We start from the raw sequence: 15,287 nt of genomic DNA on the forward strand, positions 1-15,287 counted from the left end.
CGGCAGGCCCACGGACACGCCCGCCCACCCTCCAGCCAACGGCAACGGGCGGGTCGGCGGGCGAAGAGCGGGTGGTCAGCTTTCAGTCGGCCGAGTCGGGTGTGTGGGTGGGCAGACCCTCGACACCGACTCGAACGTCACCCCCTGGTCGGCCAACACCTCCCCCGCCACCCCCGGCACCACAGTCAGCGCCAGCAGCAGATGCTCATCCCCGATATGCCGGTCACCCCGGGCGAGAGCAACCCGCAGAGACCGCTCCAGCACATCCTTCGCCGCCCGGCTGAAGCCCGGCCGACGTCCACCCCACACCCCCTTGCCCCGCCCGCCGGAGGCCATCGCCCCGACGCCGTGCACCTCCTCCACCCGCGCCACGATCCGAGACACATCGATCCCCAGCCCCGCCAGCGCATCCACGTCGGCCCGGGTCAGCCCCGCATGGCGCCGCGCCTCGCTCACGGCCTGCCGTACCGGCTCCCTCGACTCCGCGAGAAGCCCGAGGGCGGACAGTGCGAAGGAGCCCCGGCTGCCCTCCCGGTCGAGGAGCGCGAGCAGCAGATGCTCGGCATCGACCGACCGTGCCCCGCCCTCGTCCGCGTACGCGACCGCCCCTTCGACCACCGCCCGGGCGTCCTTCGTGAACCGCTCGAACATCAACGCCTCCCGTACTTCTTGTGCACGGCCTGCCTGCTGATACCCAGCTCCGCGGCGATCTCCTGCCACGACCAGCCCTGATTGCGCGCACTGCGCACCTGTACCGCCTCCAGCTGCTCCAGCAGCCGGCGCAGCGCGGCCACGGCCCGCAGTCCGACCCGCGGATCACGGTCACCGGCGCGCTCGGCGAGATCGGTTGCCTCACTCATGCCGTCAATCTAGGTTGACATCCCGCGCACGTCAACCAAAGTTGACACCCGGGCGCGCGAAAGGCGGGCCCGGCACCCGGACCCGCCTCTCACTCCAGGGACCCGACGCCCCCGGCGAACCTCAGGAGTTGGTGAGCACGATCTTCCCGAACTGCTCCCCGGACGCGAGCCGCTCGAAGCCCTCGCGGGCCCGGTCCAGCGGCAGCTCCTCGTCGATGACGGGCCGTACACCGGTCGCGGCGCAGAAGGAGAGCAGGTCCTCCAGCTCGTCCTTGGTGCCCATGGTGGAGCCGACGACCTTCAGTTCGAGGAAGAAGATCCGGGTCAGCTCGGCATGCGAGGGCCGGTCCCCGCTGGTGGCACCGGAGATGACGAGCGTGCCCCCGGGCCGCAGGGACTTCACCGAGTGGGACCAGGTGGCGGCGCCGACGGTCTCGATGACGGCGTCCACCCGCTGCGGCAGCCGCGCCCCGGGCTCCACGGCCTCCACCGCCCCCAGCTCCAGGGCCCGCTTCCGCTTCGCCTCGTCCCGGCTGGTGGCGAAGACCCGCAGCCCGGCCGCCTTGCCGAGGATGATCGCGGCCGTGGCGACACCGCCGCCCGCGCCCTGCACGAGGACCGAGTCCCCGGGTCGTACCCCGGCGTTGGTGAACAGCATCCGGTACGCCGTCAGCCAGGCGGTCGGCAGACAGGCGGCCTCGGCGAAGGACAGCTCCTTCGGCTTGGGCAGGACGTTCCAGGTCGGCACGGCGACCTGCTCGGCGAAGGTGCCCTGGTAGCGCTCGGTGAGGATGGAGCGCGGCTCGTCGGGCCCGACGCCGTGACCGGACTGGCCGATGACGGAGTGCAGGACGACCTCGTTGCCGTCCGCGTCGACGCCGGCGGCGTCGCAGCCGAGGATCATCGGCAGCCGGTCCTCCGGGAGGCCGACGCCCCGCAGGGACCAGAGGTCGTGATGGTTGAGGGAAGCGGCCCGCACCGTGATGGTGCTCCAGCCGGGACGGGCCTCGGGGGCCGGACGCTCCCCCAACTCAAGGCCGGTGAGCGGCTGGTCGCGGTCGATTCGGGCGGCGTAGACAGCGAACATGCTGCCGACGATAGGTGCGCGATGCAGCCGACGGAACCAGGCCCTGCTGTGACACATGCCCTCTTGCGCAACGGCACCCATGCGGCACAGCCCGGCACCGACGAACCTCAAGGGTGCCCTCGCAGACGCCCGAACAGGTGGGCGGGTGGCGTATAAAAAGAATGGCCCCGCCCAAACGGACGGGGCCATTCAGCGCAACGTCAGCGACGAGCGACGCCCTCGGCACGGGCAGCCGCGGCCACCGCCGCGGTCACCGCCGGAGCGACCCGCTCGTCGAACGGCGACGGAATCACATAGTCGGCGGCGAGATCATCGCCGACCACCGCGGCCAGAGCCTCAGCGGCAGCGATCTTCATCCCCTCCGTGATCCGCGTGGCCCGCACCTGCAGCGCGCCCGCGAAGATCCCGGGGAAGGCCAGCACGTTGTTGATCTGGTTCGGGAAGTCCGAGCGCCCGGTGGCGACGACCGCCGCGTACTTGTGCGCGACGTCCGGGTGCACCTCGGGGTTCGGGTTGGCCATCGCGAACACGAAGGCACCCTTCGCCATGGAGGCGACGGCCTCCTCGGCGACCGTACCGCCGGAGACGCCGATGAAGACGTCCGCGCCCGCGAGGGCGTCCTCCAGCGAGCCGGAGAGGCCGGCCTTGTTGGTGAATCCGGCCAGCTCGCGCTTGACCGGAGTCAGGTCCTCCCGGTCGGCCGACACGACGCCCTTGCGGTCCGCCACGGCCACGTCCCCGATGCCGGCCTCGATCAGCATCTTGGCGATGGCGACACCGGCCGCGCCGGCGCCCGAGATGACGGCCCGCAGCTGCCCGATCTCGCGCCCGCTCAGCCGCGCCGCGTTGCGCAGCGCCGCGAGCGTCACGACGGCCGTACCGTGCTGGTCGTCGTGGAAGACCGGGATGTCCAGGCGCTCCTGGAGCCGCTTCTCGATCTCGAAGCACCGGGGCGCCGAGATGTCCTCCAGGTTCACTCCGCCGAACGAGGGAGCGAGCCGGACGACGGTCTCGACGATCTCGTCCACGTCGGTGCAGTCGAGCGCGATCGGCACCGCGTCGACTCCGCCGAACTGCTTGAACAGGATCGCCTTGCCCTCCATCACGGGGAGGGATGCCTGGGGACCGATGTCCCCGAGTCCGAGCACGGCCGTACCGTCGGTCACGACGGCGACCACGCTGGACTTCCACGTGTAGTCGTTGACCAGTTCCGGCTGCTCCGCGATCGCGGTGCACACGCGCGCGACGCCGGGCGTGTACGCGAGGGAAAGGTCGTCCTTGTCACGGACCGGCACGGTGGCCTGCACTGCCATCTTGCCGCCGCGGTGCAGCGCGAACACCGGATCGAAGGAATCGAGGGGCTCGGCCCCGCCGTCCTGGTCCGTTGTGCCGTCGCTGCGAGGATTGACGATCTCCGCTGCCACTTTGTCTTACCCCTTAGGTATGCATGGTTTGAGGGTCGACCACTCCTGGTGAGGGGTGGGCGGGCACCGCGCACGGCCCGATTGCTTGATACGTACGAGGCCATACGCGACGGGCGCGCCGCACACGCGCCCTGAGCCCCGGATGAGGGGTGTAAAGAACCTTCTTACCGGACGGACGGTGCCCGCGACGAGTCCATTAGGTCCAAGGTCACATCCAGGAACCGGAAGGCGACGCGGAGGTGACGCGCGGCCGACGGGGCCGTTTTGGCGTGAAAACACGCAGACCTGGGTGATCACATCGTGAGACGGGCTGAAGATTTTCCGGCCGGAGGGCTGGATTCCCGTAGATGGTTCGGCGGCTATGGACCAAGGTTGTACCGACCTGATGCGATTCGGGGGTCACCCGTTATCCGATTTTGACATAGCGACGCCCCTGAATGGCGTAGTCCGAATGGCAAGATGCCGTAAACCCACGAGGTCGCGACACCCGAAGGTGTGTGTTTCCGTCGACCCATCGGCAACTCTTCCCATCCGCCGGAGGAACCACGATGACCGCAAGCTCCACCCGTCGTACCACCGCCGTGCGCTCCCGTCTGGCCGCGGTCGGTGCGATCGCGGTCGCAGGCGCCCTGCTGCTCACCGGCTGCGGTGACCAGACCGAGAAGGACAAGGACTCCGGCAGCGCGTCCACCAACAGCGCCCCGCTCGCCGACAAGCTCCCGCAGGACATCCGCAGCAAGGGCAAGATCCGGGTCGGCTCGGACATCGCGTACGCCCCGGTGGAGTACAAGGACTCCTCCGGCAAGATCGTCGGCCTGGACCCCGACCTGGCGGCGGCGCTGGGCAAGCAGCTCGGGGTGACGTTCGAGTTCCAGAACGGCACCTTCGACGCCCTGCTCACCGGTCTGCGTTCGGACCGCTACGACATCGCGATGTCGGCCATGACCGACAACAAGAACCGTCAGGAGGGCGTCGACCCGGACACCGGCAAGAAGGTCGGTGAGGGCGTCGACTTCGTCGACTACCTGACCGCCGGTGTCTCGATCTACACCCGCAAGGGCGACACCAAGGGCATCACGACCTGGGACGACCTGTGCGGCAAGAAGCTCGCCGTCCAGCGCGGCACCACCTCGGAGGACCTGGCCAAGCAGCAGGCCAAGAAGTGTCCGGGCGGCAAGAAGATGGCCATCGAGGCCTTCGACGACAACCAGCAGGCCCAGACCCGCCTGCGCTCCGGTGGTGCGGACGCCGTGTCCGCCGACTTCCCGGTCGCCGCGTACGCGGTGAAGACCTCCGGCGGCGGCAAGGACTTCGAGATCGTCGGCGACCAGGTCGAGGCGGCGCCGTACGGCATCGCGGTCTCCAAGAAGGAGACGCAGCTGCGCGACGCCCTCCAGGCCGCGATGAACGCGATCATCCAGAACGGCGAGTACAAGTCGATCCTCGAGAAGTGGGGCGCCCAGGACGGCGCCGTCAAGGAGTCCGTGATCAACGGCGGCAAGTGACCGCGACCGGCAGAAGCGGCCACTGAGAGGCAATACCCGTGACTGACATCGACAAGACGGCGGGGCCGACGGACACGCCCCCGGCCGGCGCCGAGGCCATCAAGGCCATCCCGGTCCGGCACTACGGGCGGTACGCCGCCGCCGTCATCGCGATCGCGCTCTTCGCCGCGATCATCTACGCGTTCGGCCAGGGCGAGATCAACTGGCAGGCCGTTCCCGACTACTTCTTCGACGACCGGATCATGACCGGCGTCTACAAGACGCTGCTGCTGACGGTCCTCTCGATGCTGATCGGCATCGTCGGCGGCATCCTCCTCGCGGTGATGCGGCTGTCGAAGAACCCGGTGACCTCGTCCATCGCCTGGTTCTACATCTGGTTCTTCCGCGGCACCCCGGTCCTGGTCCAGCTGTTCCTCTGGTTCAACCTGGGCCTGGTCTTCCACTACATCAACCTGATGCCCCTCTACAAGGACGAGTGGTCGAACTTCATGACGCCGTTGCTGACGGCGTTGCTCGGCCTGGGTCTGAACGAGGCGGCGTACATGGCCGAGATCTGCCGGGCCGGCCTGCTCGCGGTGGACGAGGGCCAGACCGAGGCGGCGCACGCGCTCGGCATGAGCCACAGCAAGACACTGCGCAGGGTGATCATCCCGCAGGCGATGCGCGTGATCGTGCCGCCGACGGGCAACGAAGTGATCAACATGCTGAAGACGACCTCGCTCGTGGCGGCCGTCCAGTATCCCGAGCTGTTCCGCTACGCCCAGGACATCGGCCAGAACTCCGGTGCCCCGGTGGAGATGTACTTCCTCGCCGCGGCCTGGTACCTGATCATGACCTCGGTGCTGAGCGTGGGCCAGTACTACATCGAGCGCTACTACGCCCGCGGCTCCAGCCGCCAGCTGCCACCGACGCCGTGGCAGAGGGTGAAGACCAACATGCTCTCCCTGGGCCGGCCCAAGGGAGGCATGGCATGACCGACAAGCTGAGCAAGACGCAGGACACCCCGCCGCAGCGCACCGTCCCGATGGTGAAGGCGGAGGGCGTCCACAAGTCCTTCGGCCACGTCGAGGTGCTCAAGGGCATCGACCTGGAGGTGAAGCCGGGCGAGGTGTTCTGCCTCATCGGCCCCTCCGGCTCCGGCAAGTCGACCTTCCTGCGGTGCATCAACCACCTGGAGAAGGTCAACGCGGGCCGGCTGTACGTCGACGGCGAGCTGGTCGGCTACCGCCAGCAGGGCGAGAAGCTGTACGAGCTGCGCGACCGCGAGGTCGCCATGAAGCGCCGCGACATCGGGATGGTCTTCCAGCGCTTCAACCTGTTCCCGCACATGACGGCCCTGGAGAACGTCATGGAGGCGCCGGTGCAGGTGCGGGGCGTCGGCCGGACGCAGGCCAAGGAGCGCGCCATGCAGCTGCTGGAGCGCGTGGGCCTGGCCGACCGGGCCGGGCACTACCCCTCCCAGCTGTCCGGCGGCCAGCAGCAGCGCGTGGCGATCGCCCGCGCGCTGGCCATGGACCCGAAGCTGATGCTGTTCGACGAGCCGACCTCGGCCCTGGACCCGGAGCTGGTCGGTGACGTCCTGGACGTCATGCGGGACCTCGCCGAGTCCGGTATGACCATGGTCGTCGTCACCCATGAGATGGGCTTCGCCCGCGAGGTGGGCGACAGCCTGGTCTTCATGGACGGCGGCGTGGTGGTCGAATCCGGCCACCCGAGAGACGTCCTGACGAACCCGCAGCACGAGCGGACGCAGTCGTTCCTGTCGAAGGTTCTCTGACACCCCGCCGAAGCGAGAGGGGCGGTACGGGTCTTCCGTACCGCCCCTCTCGCTCATGCCGGGCTCACTTCAGCGCCAGCAGCAGGGTGTCCGACGGCGAGCACCACACCGGCCGGGCCTCGCCGAATCCCCGCTCCCTCAGCGTGCGCGCATGCCATGCCGCCGACGGAGTGTCCCCGTCCGCGTGTTCGCCGTAGATCTCGAAGCGGCGGGCGGTGGGCTCGGCGAGGACCGGGTCCTGCGCCGCCAGCTGCCACCACTCGGCCCAGTCCAGGGCGCCGTCCCGCTTGGCCTGATCCATGCGGGCGCGGCGCTGGACGCGCTCGGCCGCGTTGATCCGGGGCGTGCTGTCATCGATCATGTGGTCCGCGTTCATGAAGACACCGCCGTCGCGGACCAGCTCCGCGACCTGACCGTAGAGGGCCGCGAGGGGTTCGCTGTGCAGCCAGTGCAGGGCCGTGGCGGTCAGGACGGCGTCGTAGGAGTCGTACGGCAGCTTCGCCGGCCAGTCGGGGTCCTTGAGGTCGGCGGTGACGAAGGAGACCCGGTCGTCGCCCTCGAAGGTGCCGTGCGCGATGGCGAGCAGCGCCGGGTCGAGGTCGACTCCGGTGCTGGCGGCCGTGGGGAAGCGGCCGAGCAGCCGGGCGGTGATGCTGCCGGTGCCGCAGGCGAGGTCGAGCACGCGCGGGGCCGTCCCGACGAATGCCTCGACCATGTCGAGCATGATCCGGAAGCGGTCCTCGCGGTCCGGCATGTACCACTCCTGCTGCCGGTCCCAGCTCTCCTGCCAGGCTGCCCAGTCGGTTCCGGCACTCGTGGTCATGGAACACCTACTCCCCTCGTTCGCGTAATACCCTGGAAGCACGACCGGCTGTTACCCGACCGCAGACACGACGATAAGACGCCCTCGTAAGGACTACAAGTGGAACTGGCCTATTACTCGGATTACGCCGTACGCCTCGTCAACACCGAGGAGCCGGCCCGGGGCAAGGACACCCTGACCACGGTCGAGGCCGTCCGCGACCTCTTCGGCGTCAACGCGTCGGCCGGCCGCCGCGCCACCGACGCCGACGTCACCCGCTTCCGCTCGGTCCGGGCCCGGCTGCGCGCGGTCTTCGAGGCAGCCGACAAGGGCGACGAGACGCTGGCCGTGGACCTGCTGAACTCCCTGCTCCTGGAGTTCCCGGTGTCGCCGCAGATCTCCGGGCACGACTACCGGGACGAGGACGGCCGCCCCCTGTGGCACATGCACCTGGCCGACCACCCCTCCAACGCCACCGCCGGCTACGCGGCGATCGCGGCGATGGGCCTGGCCTTCCACCTCACGGAGTACGGCGTGGACCGCCTCGGCCTGTGCCAGGCGCCCCCGTGCCGCAACGCCTACCTGGACACCTCCACCAACCGCTCCCGGCGCTACTGCTCGGACCGCTGCGCCACCCGCGCCAACGTGGCCGCCTACCGGGCCCGCAAGCGCCTGGAGGCCGACCGGTCGGGCAGCAGCGGCCTCGCCGCCGAGAACGCCCAGCGCAGCAGCGCGAGCGGCGACCGCTGACCGGCCCTGGCCGGCCGGTACCGGAACCACGCCTTGCCGAGGATCAGCTCCTCGGGCACCACCCCGTAGTCCGTGCTGTCCCCGCCCGCGTACGGGTTGTCCCCGAGCACCCACCAGCCGCCCTCGCGCCGCTCCACGGCACGCTTGACGACCAGCAGGTCCTGCTGGAACGGGTGACGCAGCACCACGACGTCACCGGGCCGGACCGCACCCCCGTACCGCACGAGCAGCTGATCCCCGTGGTGCAGCGTGGGCACCATGGACGGACCCGTCACCTCCGCGATCCCGAAGGGCGCCCCGGCCCTCCCCCGTTCGGTCTCCTGTGACAGCTCCGGCATCCCCGGCACCTCCCCGGTCCGTTCCTCCACCAGTCTCAGTCTGACCCTGGACTTTTGTCCTAAGCCCTAGGGGGCACCCGAGAAATCGCCTTCCCCAGGGAGTAATGTCGCACCTGAGAAGACGATCACGAGGAAGGAATGCTCCATGCTTTCCCGCCTGTTTGCCCCCAAGGTCAAGGTCAGCGCCCACTGCGACCTGCCCTGCGGCGTGTACGACCCGGCCCAGGCCCGCATCGAGGCGGAGTCGGTGAAGGCCGTCCAGGAAAAGATGGCCGGCAATGACGACCCCCACTTCCAGGCACGCGCCACCGTCATCAAGGAGCAGCGCGCGGAGCTGGCGAAGCACCACGTCTCCGTCCTCTGGAGCGACTACTTCAAGCCCCCGCACTTCGAGAAGTACCCGGAGCTGCACCAGCTGGTCAACGACACCCTGAAGGCCCTCTCGGCCGCCAAGGCGTCCACGGACCCGGCGACGGGCCAGAAGGCGCTCGACTACATCGCCCAGATCGACAAGATCTTCTGGGAGACCAAGAAGGCCTGATCCCAGGCCCCTTGCTCCCGTCGCCTGCGACCGCTTCGGCCGCAGGCCAGGGCCACGGAAGAGCGGCCCACCCGGAACCCGGGTGGGCCGCTCTCGCGGCTTCGGGGGCTCCGCCGTGTGCTCCTGTGCCAAGCTGAGCGGGTGACCGCCCTGGAGGACCTGAGACGGCTGCGGCGGGTGCGCGACCGCATGGACCGCGAGTACGCCGAGCCTCTCGACATGACCGTGCTCGCCCGTGACGCCCTGATGTCCCCGGGCCACTTCCAGCGCAGCTTCCGCAAGGCGTTCGGGGAGACGCCGTACAGCTATCTGATGACCCGGCGGGTCGAGCGGGCCAAGGCGCTGCTGCGCCGGGGCGATCTCACCGTGACCGAGGTGTGCCTCGCCGTCGGCTGCACCTCGCTCGGTTCCTTCAGCTCCCGGTTCACCGAACTGGTGGGCGAGACGCCGAGCGCCTACCGCGCCCGCGATCACGAGGAGAGCGCGGTGATCCCGTCCTGCGTGGCCCGGCGGCTGACCCGGCCGCGCCGCCGCCCGTACTGAGGCGTGGCCCGCCCGTCGGTTCTAGGGTGAGTCCATGGACGTGAAACTCGCGCAATGTTTCATCGCCGTGGACGACCATGACAAGGCCATCTCCTTCTACCGCGATGTGCTCGGTCTGGAGATCCGCAACGACGTGGGCTTCGAGGGGATGCGCTGGGTGACCCTGGGTTCTCCGCTCCAGCCGGACGTGGAGATCGTCCTGGAGCCGCCGGACGCGAGCCCGGACGCCTCCCCCGCCGACAAGCAGGCGCTCAACGAACTTCTCGCCAAGGGCCTGCTGCGCGGGGTCATCTTCACCACCGAGGACTGCGACGCGCTGTACGAGCGGGTACGGGAGTCCGGCGCCGACGTCCTGCAGGAGCCGACGGACCAGCCGTACGGGGTGCGCGACTGCGCCTTCCGGGACCCGGCGGGCAACCAGCTCCGCTTCATCGAACGCCCCGCGGGCTGACCTCCCCGCCCCGCAAAGCGCTTGATCACCGGGAGGACCCACCCGCAGACTCGCCGCATGACGATCCGCTGGACGTACGCCTTCGCCGACCGCCCCGCCGCACAGTTCGCCGACGCCTGCGCCTTCTGGACCGCCGCCACCGGTACCCGGCTGTCCGAGTTCCGCGGCACGGACGGCGAGTTCGTGACGCTGCTGCCCGAGGGAGCGGACCCGAGCGTGAAGCTCCAGGGCGTCACCGAGGGGCACGGCGGCGCCCACATCGACCTGTGCGCCGAGGACGTACGGGAGTTGACCGCACTCGCCCGCCGGCTCGGCGCCGCTGTCGTGGCGGACCACGGCGACTGGGTCGTACTGCGCTCACCCGGAGGCCAGTTGTTCTGCGCCGTGCCCTGGCACGGTGAGTCGGTACGGCCGCCGGTGGTGTCCGGCAGCCGGCTGGACCAGGTGTGCCTCGACATCCCGCCGTCCCGGTACGACACCGAGACCGCCTTCTGGACCGAGCTGACCGGGTGGGAGCGACAGCCGGGTTCCCGGCCGGAGTTCACCGTGCTGCCGCCTCCGGCGGGCTTCCCCGTCCGACTGCTGCTCCAGCGGCTCGACGAGGAGCGCCCGGCCTCCGCTCACCTCGACGTCGCCTGCGCGGACATCGCCGCCGTCCGCGCGCGGCACGAGGAGCTGGGTGCCGTGCTCGTGAGCGAGGGCTCCCACTGGACCGTGATGCGCGACCCGGCCGGCGGCGTCTACTGCCTGACCGGCCGCGATCCGGAGACGGGCGGGCTGCCTCAGCCCCAGGTCTCGACGTCCACCACCGCCTCGACCGGTACGGGCCCGTACACGTGCGGGAACTCCTCCCCGCCCGGCTCGGCGGACTCGTACCGCACCGGCGCCCCGACCAGGGCCGGGTCCACGACCAGCACGACCAGTTCGTCCGGGCCGTCGTAGCCGCCGTAGAGGAAGTCGGCGATGCGCGGGAGCTGCTCCCGGGTGGAGCAGTGGATGAAGCCCTCCTCCTGAAGGGTGCGGCCCCGGGTGGACAGTTCGTAGGCACCGCGCTCGCGCGCCGTCTCCCACAGGGAGCGCTCGGTGATGTGCAGGATGTACGGAAGTTTCGGCATGCGCCCACGCTACGGTGCCCCGGCCGCCGACGGGTTCTCCGGACCGCTGCCGCCCGGCTGCGGCGACTCCCCGGCGGACCGGCCGGAGTCGGCGGGTCGGACGGAGCCGGTCGGCCGGTCGGAGGCGGCCGGTCGGCCCGAGTCGGCGGGTCGGCCGGTGTCGGCGTTGGCCGGGCAGTCCGGGTTGCGGCACGGGCCGGCGCCCCAGACCGGCACCCAGGCGCCCAGGGTCTTGTGCCGCTTGACGACCGTTTCGACGCTCTGTCCGCAGACGGGACAGACCGGTTGCTCGCTGCCCATGCCCTCAGGGTAGAGGGGCGGCGGCCTCAGCGCTTCCTGCCGTACGTCCGCACCAGCACGCCGTTGCCGAAGGTGCGCACGGAGTCCAGGGTGAACTCCTTGAGGTCCAGACCGCCGCCGAACATGGGCATGCCCCTGCCGTAGACAAGGGGGTAGGTCTTGATCACGAGTTCGTCGATCTCGTCGAGCAGCGCTCCGGCGACCTGCGAACCGCCGCACAGATAGATGCCCAGCCCGCCGTCCTCCGCCTTCAGCGCGCGGACCCGGCCGACCAGGTCGTCGGCGATGATCTCGACGTTCGGGTCGGGCGAGGCGCCGAGGCTGCGGGAGGCGACGTATTCGCGCAGGTGGCCGTAGGGGCTGGTGATGCCCTCCTTGAGGGCGATCTCGTAGCTGCCCCGGCCCTGGATGATCGTGTCGAACCGCTTGTTCTCCATGTGGTCGATGCCGATCGCCCGGCGGAAGTGGGTGGGCAGGGTCTCCGGGAACTCCGCCGCCATGTAGCCGAAGTACTCCTCCTCCGCGAAGCGGTACATCGCGGTGGCGTCGCCGTGCTCGTCACCGATGAAGCCGTCGATCGAGCAGGCGATGTAGTACGTGAGCTTGCGCAAGCCGTTCTCTTTTCGTCGAGGTGGGGAACGACCGGGGCGGCCGTCCATCGGACCGCTCCGTCTGTAGTGGTTCATTTGTAGTACTCCAGGCGTCGTGGTGCAAGGGTCTTTCGGGGTCAGGTTCGGACAGCGGGTTTCCGGTGGGTGGGCCCGGACAGAGCGGGGCCCCGCACGCCGTGGGGATGTGCGGGGCCGCCTGGCCGGAGCCCCCGATGCCCGCGCGGGGTCAGGAGCCGCACGGGCCCGGGGACTCCGGGGTCCTTCCCGGCCGCCGGACCGGCGGCCCTCAGCCGGTGCGCGTGTCCTTAGCGCGCCGGTTCCCTCAGTTGGTGCGCCGGGTGACGAACTCGGCGAGCGCCAGCAGACCGCCCGCCGCCTCCGGGTCGGGGACCGCTCGGGCCAGCTCCTGCATGGCCCGGGCCATCCGGTCGGCCGCCTCGGCCTGCGCCCAGTCCCGGCCGCCGGCCCGCTCCACCGCCAGCGCCGTACGCGCGATCTCCCCGGCGTCCGCCTCCTCCTTGAGGTACGGCTTCCCGTACAGCGCGGCCAGTTCGTCCGCCGCCGGGGTTCCGGAGGTGAGCGCCGCCACCACCGGCAGGGACTTCTTGCGCGCGACGAGATCCGCGCCGGCCGGCTTGCCGGTGCGCCGCGGGTCTCCCCATATGCCGATGACGTCGTCGATCAGCTGGAAGGCGAGCCCGGCCTGGCGGCCGAAGCCGTCCAGCGCGGCCACCTCGTCCTCGCCGGCGCCCGCGTACAGCGCTCCGAGCGCGCAGGCACAGCCCAGCAGGGCGCCGGTCTTGGCCTCGGCCATGGCGAGCACCTCGTCCAGGGTGACCGCGTCCGGCGCGCACTGCTCCAGGCCGGTGTCCAGGTGCTGGCCCTCGCACAGCTCCACGACACAGGCCGTGAGCCGGGCCGCGGCCGGGGCGGAGGCCGGGTGCGGGTCCGCGGCGAGCAGCCGCAGCGCCAGCGCCTGAAGGGCGTCACCGGCGAGGATGGCGTCGGCCACACCGAACACGCTCCAGGCCGTCGGCCGGTGCCGGCGGGTGGTGTCCCGGTCCATCACGTCGTCGTGCAACAGCGTGAAGTTGTGGACCAGTTCGACCGCCGCTGCCGCCGGGACGGCCGCCGCCCGCGCCGCCGGCCCGCCGAGCGCGGCGGCAGCCGCCAGCACGAGCGCCGGCCTTATCGCCTTGCCCGCGTTGTCCGCCGCAGGCGTGCCGTCGGTGTGCTGCCAGCCGAAGTGATAGAGCCCGATCCGGCGCATGGCGCCGGGCAGCGACTCGACGGCCGCGCGCAACTCCGGGTCGACCAGCTCCCGGGTGCGCTCCAGCAGTGCCGCCGCCTCCTGCCCGTCGATCGGACCGGTGGCGGCGTCCCCGGTCCCCTCCGGTGGTTCCCCCGGTGTGCCGGCGTACGGCACACCGGGGGAACGCTCGTCGGTCTCCGTCATGAACTCGGCCATGCCTCCCCCTCGACAGGTCCGCGAGGGCCGGCGTCACCGGCCCGGCCGGACGCGTACCCCGAGGGCCTACCCGCCCCGGCGGGCGGGGACACGGCCGCGACGTGCGGAAACGTCACCTCCACCGGCCGATCTCGACGTTCTCCAGCACGCCGAGCGCGTCGGGCACCAGGACGGCGGCCGAGTAGTAGGCCGTCACCAGGTACTTGATGATGGCCTGTTCGTTGATGCCCATGAAACGGACGGACAGGCTCGGCTCGATCTCGTCCGGGATGCCGGACTGCCTGAGGCCGATGACGCCCTGCTCGGACTCGCCGGTACGCATGGCGATGATGGAGGTCGTACGGGCCTCGCTGATCGGGATCTTGTTGCACGGGTAGATCGGCACCCCGCGCCAGGTGGGGATGCGGTTGCCGGCGATGTCGATCGTCTCCGGGACGAGTCCCCGCTTGTTCAGCTCGCGTCCGATCGCGGCGATCGCGCGCGGGTGGGCCAGCAGCAGCTTGGTGCCCCGACGGCGGCTGAGCAGCTCGTCCAGGTCGTCCGGGCTCGGCACGCCCTCGTGCGGCTGGATCCGCTGGTCGTACTCGCAGTTGCTGAGCAGGCCGAACTCCGGGTTGTTGACCAGCTCGTGCTCCTGGCGCTCCTTCAGCGCCTCGACCGTGAGCCGCAGCTGCTGCTCGGTCTGGTTCATCGGCTGGTTGTAGAGGTCGGCCACGCGCGTGTGGATGCGCAGCACGGTCTGCGCGATGCTCAGCTCGTACTCGCGGGGCCGTGCCTCGTAGTCCACGAAGGTGTGCGGGATGTCGGGCTCGCCGGAGTGGCCGGCCGCCAGCTCGACCTCCTTCTCGCCGTACTTGTTGGTCCGCTGCTCGGGGAGCGCGCGGAGCTGTTCGAGGTGCGCGCGCAGCGAGTCGGAGCGCTCCGCGATCTGCTCGAAGTCCTGGCGGCTGAGAATCAGGACCGTGGTCGCGGTGTCCGCGCGGACGGTGTACTCCCAGATCGCCTCGGGGTCGAGCAGTGCCTGGTCACCGAAGTAGGCGCCGTCGGCGAGGACCCCGAGGACGGCGTCGTCGCCGTACGGGCCCGTGCCGATCTTCTCCACCCGGCCGTGGGCCAGCAGATAGACCTCGTTCGTCTGGTTACCGAAATCGGCGATCACCTCACCCGGTGCGAAGTCGCGCTGACGGCAGCGCCGGGCCAGCTCGGTCAGCACCTCCTCGTCCTCGTACGACCGCAGGGCCGGCAACTCGCCCAGTTCGGCGGGGATGACCTCGACCTGGTCGCCGGTCTTCACAAAAGTGATGCGGCCGTCGCCGACGGCGTACGTCAATCGCCTGTTCACCCGGTAAGTGCCGCCCTGGACGTCCACCCAGGGGAGCGTGCGCAGCAGCCAGCGGGAGCTGATCTCCTGCATCTGTGGAACGGACTTGGTGGTGGTGGCCAGGTTCCGCGCCGCCGCCGTCCCGAGGGACTGCTGCGGCTTGCCCTGCTCCGTGCGGACCTCTTCGCCTACCGACATAAGGAAATGCCCTCCCATGTATGCCCGGTGCCGAACTCGCACCGGGCACCGGTCTCGTACCCGAGCCTTCCAGCACGGTGCGTACGCGCGCCATTACCCGAAAGAGCGGGAATGGATCATCGGATCAGCGGGCACAAAGAGGGACCTCGCTCGACCCTCGCCCGGCCGTCATGGTCGGTGCCGTCTGTCCGGATCG

Annotated in this window: 18 protein-coding genes and 1 pseudogene; 8 read left to right on the top strand and 11 right to left on the bottom strand. The window is 70.2% G+C overall.

The window, feature by feature from the left end; translation table 11 throughout:
• Nucleotides 1-75: 75 nt before the first annotated feature.
• The 4 genes from ABZ937_RS33500 to ABZ937_RS33515 all read right to left on the bottom strand — a co-directional run bounded on the left by ABZ937_RS33500 (nucleotide 76) and on the right by ABZ937_RS33515 (nucleotide 3,371).
• The gene (locus ABZ937_RS33500) at nucleotides 76-651 is read right to left on the bottom strand and encodes a Clp protease N-terminal domain-containing protein (RefSeq protein ID WP_361697388.1); all 576 of its coding nucleotides are present in this window, start codon (nucleotides 649-651) and stop codon (nucleotides 76-78) included.
• Nucleotides 651-860, bottom strand: coding sequence for a helix-turn-helix domain-containing protein (locus ABZ937_RS33505; protein ID WP_361697391.1), 210 nt, complete (start codon nucleotides 858-860; stop codon nucleotides 651-653). Before ABZ937_RS33505 ends, ABZ937_RS33500 begins: the two co-directional genes overlap by 1 nt.
• Nucleotides 861-981: 121 nt before the next feature.
• On the bottom strand, nucleotides 982-1,947 hold the full coding sequence (locus ABZ937_RS33510) for a zinc-binding dehydrogenase (protein ID WP_361697393.1): 966 nt from the start codon (nucleotides 1,945-1,947) through the stop codon (nucleotides 982-984).
• A 200-nt stretch (nucleotides 1,948-2,147) separates the two neighbouring features.
• The gene (locus ABZ937_RS33515) at nucleotides 2,148-3,371 is read right to left on the bottom strand and encodes an NADP-dependent malic enzyme (RefSeq protein ID WP_361697395.1); all 1,224 of its coding nucleotides are present in this window, start codon (nucleotides 3,369-3,371) and stop codon (nucleotides 2,148-2,150) included.
• A 548-nt stretch (nucleotides 3,372-3,919) separates the two neighbouring features.
• Between ABZ937_RS33515 and ABZ937_RS33520 the strand changes: the two genes are divergently transcribed.
• Genes ABZ937_RS33520 through ABZ937_RS33530 form a run of 3 tightly spaced genes read left to right on the top strand, consistent with a single transcriptional unit; the run spans nucleotide 3,920 to nucleotide 6,653 of the window.
• Entirely contained in the window at nucleotides 3,920-4,876 is a 957-nt protein-coding gene (locus tag ABZ937_RS33520; RefSeq protein ID WP_361697397.1) for an ABC transporter substrate-binding protein, read from the top strand.
• A gap of 38 nt (nucleotides 4,877-4,914) precedes the next feature.
• On the top strand, nucleotides 4,915-5,850 hold the full coding sequence (locus ABZ937_RS33525; protein ID WP_361697399.1) for an amino acid ABC transporter permease: 936 nt from the start codon (nucleotides 4,915-4,917) through the stop codon (nucleotides 5,848-5,850).
• A gap of 50 nt (nucleotides 5,851-5,900) precedes the next feature.
• A complete protein-coding gene (locus ABZ937_RS33530; protein ID WP_361697456.1) occupies nucleotides 5,901-6,653 on the top strand; it encodes an amino acid ABC transporter ATP-binding protein in 753 nt (250 codons plus the stop codon).
• A 64-nt stretch (nucleotides 6,654-6,717) separates the two neighbouring features.
• On the opposite strand, the gene ABZ937_RS33535 is transcribed toward ABZ937_RS33530, so the two are convergent.
• On the bottom strand, nucleotides 6,718-7,476 hold the full coding sequence (locus ABZ937_RS33535) for a class I SAM-dependent methyltransferase (RefSeq protein WP_361697401.1): 759 nt from the start codon (nucleotides 7,474-7,476) through the stop codon (nucleotides 6,718-6,720).
• Between the two features lie 99 nt (nucleotides 7,477-7,575).
• On the opposite strand from ABZ937_RS33535, the gene ABZ937_RS33540 reads away from it, so the two are divergent.
• The gene (locus tag ABZ937_RS33540) at nucleotides 7,576-8,205 is read left to right on the top strand and encodes a CGNR zinc finger domain-containing protein (RefSeq protein ID WP_361697403.1); all 630 of its coding nucleotides are present in this window, start codon (nucleotides 7,576-7,578) and stop codon (nucleotides 8,203-8,205) included.
• On the opposite strand, the gene sodX is transcribed toward ABZ937_RS33540, so the two are convergent.
• Nucleotides 8,109-8,543 (bottom strand): nickel-type superoxide dismutase maturation protease, encoded by a 435-nt coding sequence (gene sodX, locus ABZ937_RS33545; protein WP_361697458.1) that lies wholly within the window; start codon nucleotides 8,541-8,543, stop codon nucleotides 8,109-8,111. The genes ABZ937_RS33540 and sodX overlap by 97 nt on opposite strands.
• 145 nt (nucleotides 8,544-8,688) lie before the next feature.
• Here sodX and sodN point away from each other — a divergent pair, with 145 nt between their 5' ends.
• The 4 genes and pseudogenes from sodN to ABZ937_RS33565 form a co-directional block, all read left to right on the top strand.
• Nucleotides 8,689-9,084 (top strand): superoxide dismutase, Ni, encoded by a 396-nt coding sequence (sodN, locus tag ABZ937_RS33550; RefSeq protein ID WP_004983535.1) that lies wholly within the window; start codon nucleotides 8,689-8,691, stop codon nucleotides 9,082-9,084.
• Between the two features lie 189 nt (nucleotides 9,085-9,273).
• Complete coding sequence (locus ABZ937_RS33555) at nucleotides 9,274-9,627, top strand: helix-turn-helix transcriptional regulator (RefSeq protein WP_361697460.1); 354 nt, start codon at nucleotides 9,274-9,276, stop codon at nucleotides 9,625-9,627.
• Between the two features lie 34 nt (nucleotides 9,628-9,661).
• Nucleotides 9,662-10,078: a VOC family protein gene (locus ABZ937_RS33560; RefSeq protein ID WP_361697405.1), complete on the top strand. Its 417-nt coding sequence runs from the start codon at nucleotides 9,662-9,664 to the stop codon at nucleotides 10,076-10,078.
• Nucleotides 10,079-10,135: 57 nt separating this feature from the next.
• Nucleotides 10,136-10,861: pseudogene (locus tag ABZ937_RS33565) on the top strand (VOC family protein); the annotation flags it as partial.
• Here ABZ937_RS33565 and ABZ937_RS33570 read toward each other — a convergent pair.
• The 5 genes from ABZ937_RS33570 to ABZ937_RS33590 form a co-directional block, all read right to left on the bottom strand.
• On the bottom strand, nucleotides 10,861-11,193 hold the full coding sequence (locus ABZ937_RS33570; RefSeq protein ID WP_361697407.1) for a DUF952 domain-containing protein: 333 nt from the start codon (nucleotides 11,191-11,193) through the stop codon (nucleotides 10,861-10,863). The pseudogene ABZ937_RS33565 and the gene ABZ937_RS33570 overlap by 1 nt on opposite strands.
• A gap of 9 nt (nucleotides 11,194-11,202) precedes the next feature.
• A complete protein-coding gene (locus tag ABZ937_RS33575) occupies nucleotides 11,203-11,493 on the bottom strand; it encodes a hypothetical protein (RefSeq protein ID WP_361697409.1) in 291 nt (96 codons plus the stop codon).
• Nucleotides 11,494-11,519: 26 nt separating this feature from the next.
• Nucleotides 11,520-12,104: a dihydrofolate reductase family protein gene (locus tag ABZ937_RS33580; RefSeq protein ID WP_361697411.1), complete on the bottom strand. Its 585-nt coding sequence runs from the start codon at nucleotides 12,102-12,104 to the stop codon at nucleotides 11,520-11,522.
• Between the two features lie 322 nt (nucleotides 12,105-12,426).
• A complete protein-coding gene (locus ABZ937_RS33585; protein WP_361697413.1) occupies nucleotides 12,427-13,572 on the bottom strand; it encodes a family 2 encapsulin nanocompartment cargo protein polyprenyl transferase in 1,146 nt (381 codons plus the stop codon).
• Nucleotides 13,573-13,684: 112 nt separating this feature from the next.
• Entirely contained in the window at nucleotides 13,685-15,091 is a 1,407-nt protein-coding gene (locus tag ABZ937_RS33590) for a family 2B encapsulin nanocompartment shell protein (protein WP_361697415.1), read from the bottom strand.
• Between the last annotated feature and the right edge of the window lie 196 nt (nucleotides 15,092-15,287).

It is taken from the genome of Streptomyces sp. NPDC046727, from assembly GCF_040645635.1.
Classification (GTDB): domain Bacteria; phylum Actinomycetota; class Actinomycetes; order Streptomycetales; family Streptomycetaceae; genus Streptomyces.

Bases quoted from the DNA above. Each gene is read 5' to 3' on its own strand.
- ABZ937_RS33530 (WP_361697456.1), top strand. From the start codon at position 5,901: ATGGTGAAGGCGGAGGGCGTCCACAAGTCCTTCGGCCACGTCGAGGTG.
- ABZ937_RS33590 (WP_361697415.1), bottom strand. From the start codon at position 15,091: ATGTCGGTAGGCGAAGAGGTCCGCACGGAGCAGGGCAAGCCGCAGCAG.
- sodX (WP_361697458.1), bottom strand. From the start codon at position 8,543: ATGCCGGAGCTGTCACAGGAGACCGAACGGGGGAGGGCCGGGGCGCCC.
- ABZ937_RS33510 (WP_361697393.1), bottom strand. From the start codon at position 1,947: ATGTTCGCTGTCTACGCCGCCCGAATCGACCGCGACCAGCCGCTCACC.
- ABZ937_RS33570 (WP_361697407.1), bottom strand. From the start codon at position 11,193: ATGCCGAAACTTCCGTACATCCTGCACATCACCGAGCGCTCCCTGTGG.
- ABZ937_RS33500 (WP_361697388.1), bottom strand. From the start codon at position 651: ATGTTCGAGCGGTTCACGAAGGACGCCCGGGCGGTGGTCGAAGGGGCG.
- ABZ937_RS33535 (WP_361697401.1), bottom strand. From the start codon at position 7,476: ATGACCACGAGTGCCGGAACCGACTGGGCAGCCTGGCAGGAGAGCTGG.
- ABZ937_RS33505 (WP_361697391.1), bottom strand. From the start codon at position 860: ATGAGTGAGGCAACCGATCTCGCCGAGCGCGCCGGTGACCGTGATCCG.
- ABZ937_RS33560 (WP_361697405.1), top strand. From the start codon at position 9,662: ATGGACGTGAAACTCGCGCAATGTTTCATCGCCGTGGACGACCATGAC.
- ABZ937_RS33520 (WP_361697397.1), top strand. From the start codon at position 3,920: ATGACCGCAAGCTCCACCCGTCGTACCACCGCCGTGCGCTCCCGTCTG.
- ABZ937_RS33575 (WP_361697409.1), bottom strand. From the start codon at position 11,493: ATGGGCAGCGAGCAACCGGTCTGTCCCGTCTGCGGACAGAGCGTCGAA.
- ABZ937_RS33555 (WP_361697460.1), top strand. From the start codon at position 9,274: ATGGACCGCGAGTACGCCGAGCCTCTCGACATGACCGTGCTCGCCCGT.
- sodN (WP_004983535.1), top strand. From the start codon at position 8,689: ATGCTTTCCCGCCTGTTTGCCCCCAAGGTCAAGGTCAGCGCCCACTGC.
- ABZ937_RS33585 (WP_361697413.1), bottom strand. From the start codon at position 13,572: ATGGCCGAGTTCATGACGGAGACCGACGAGCGTTCCCCCGGTGTGCCG.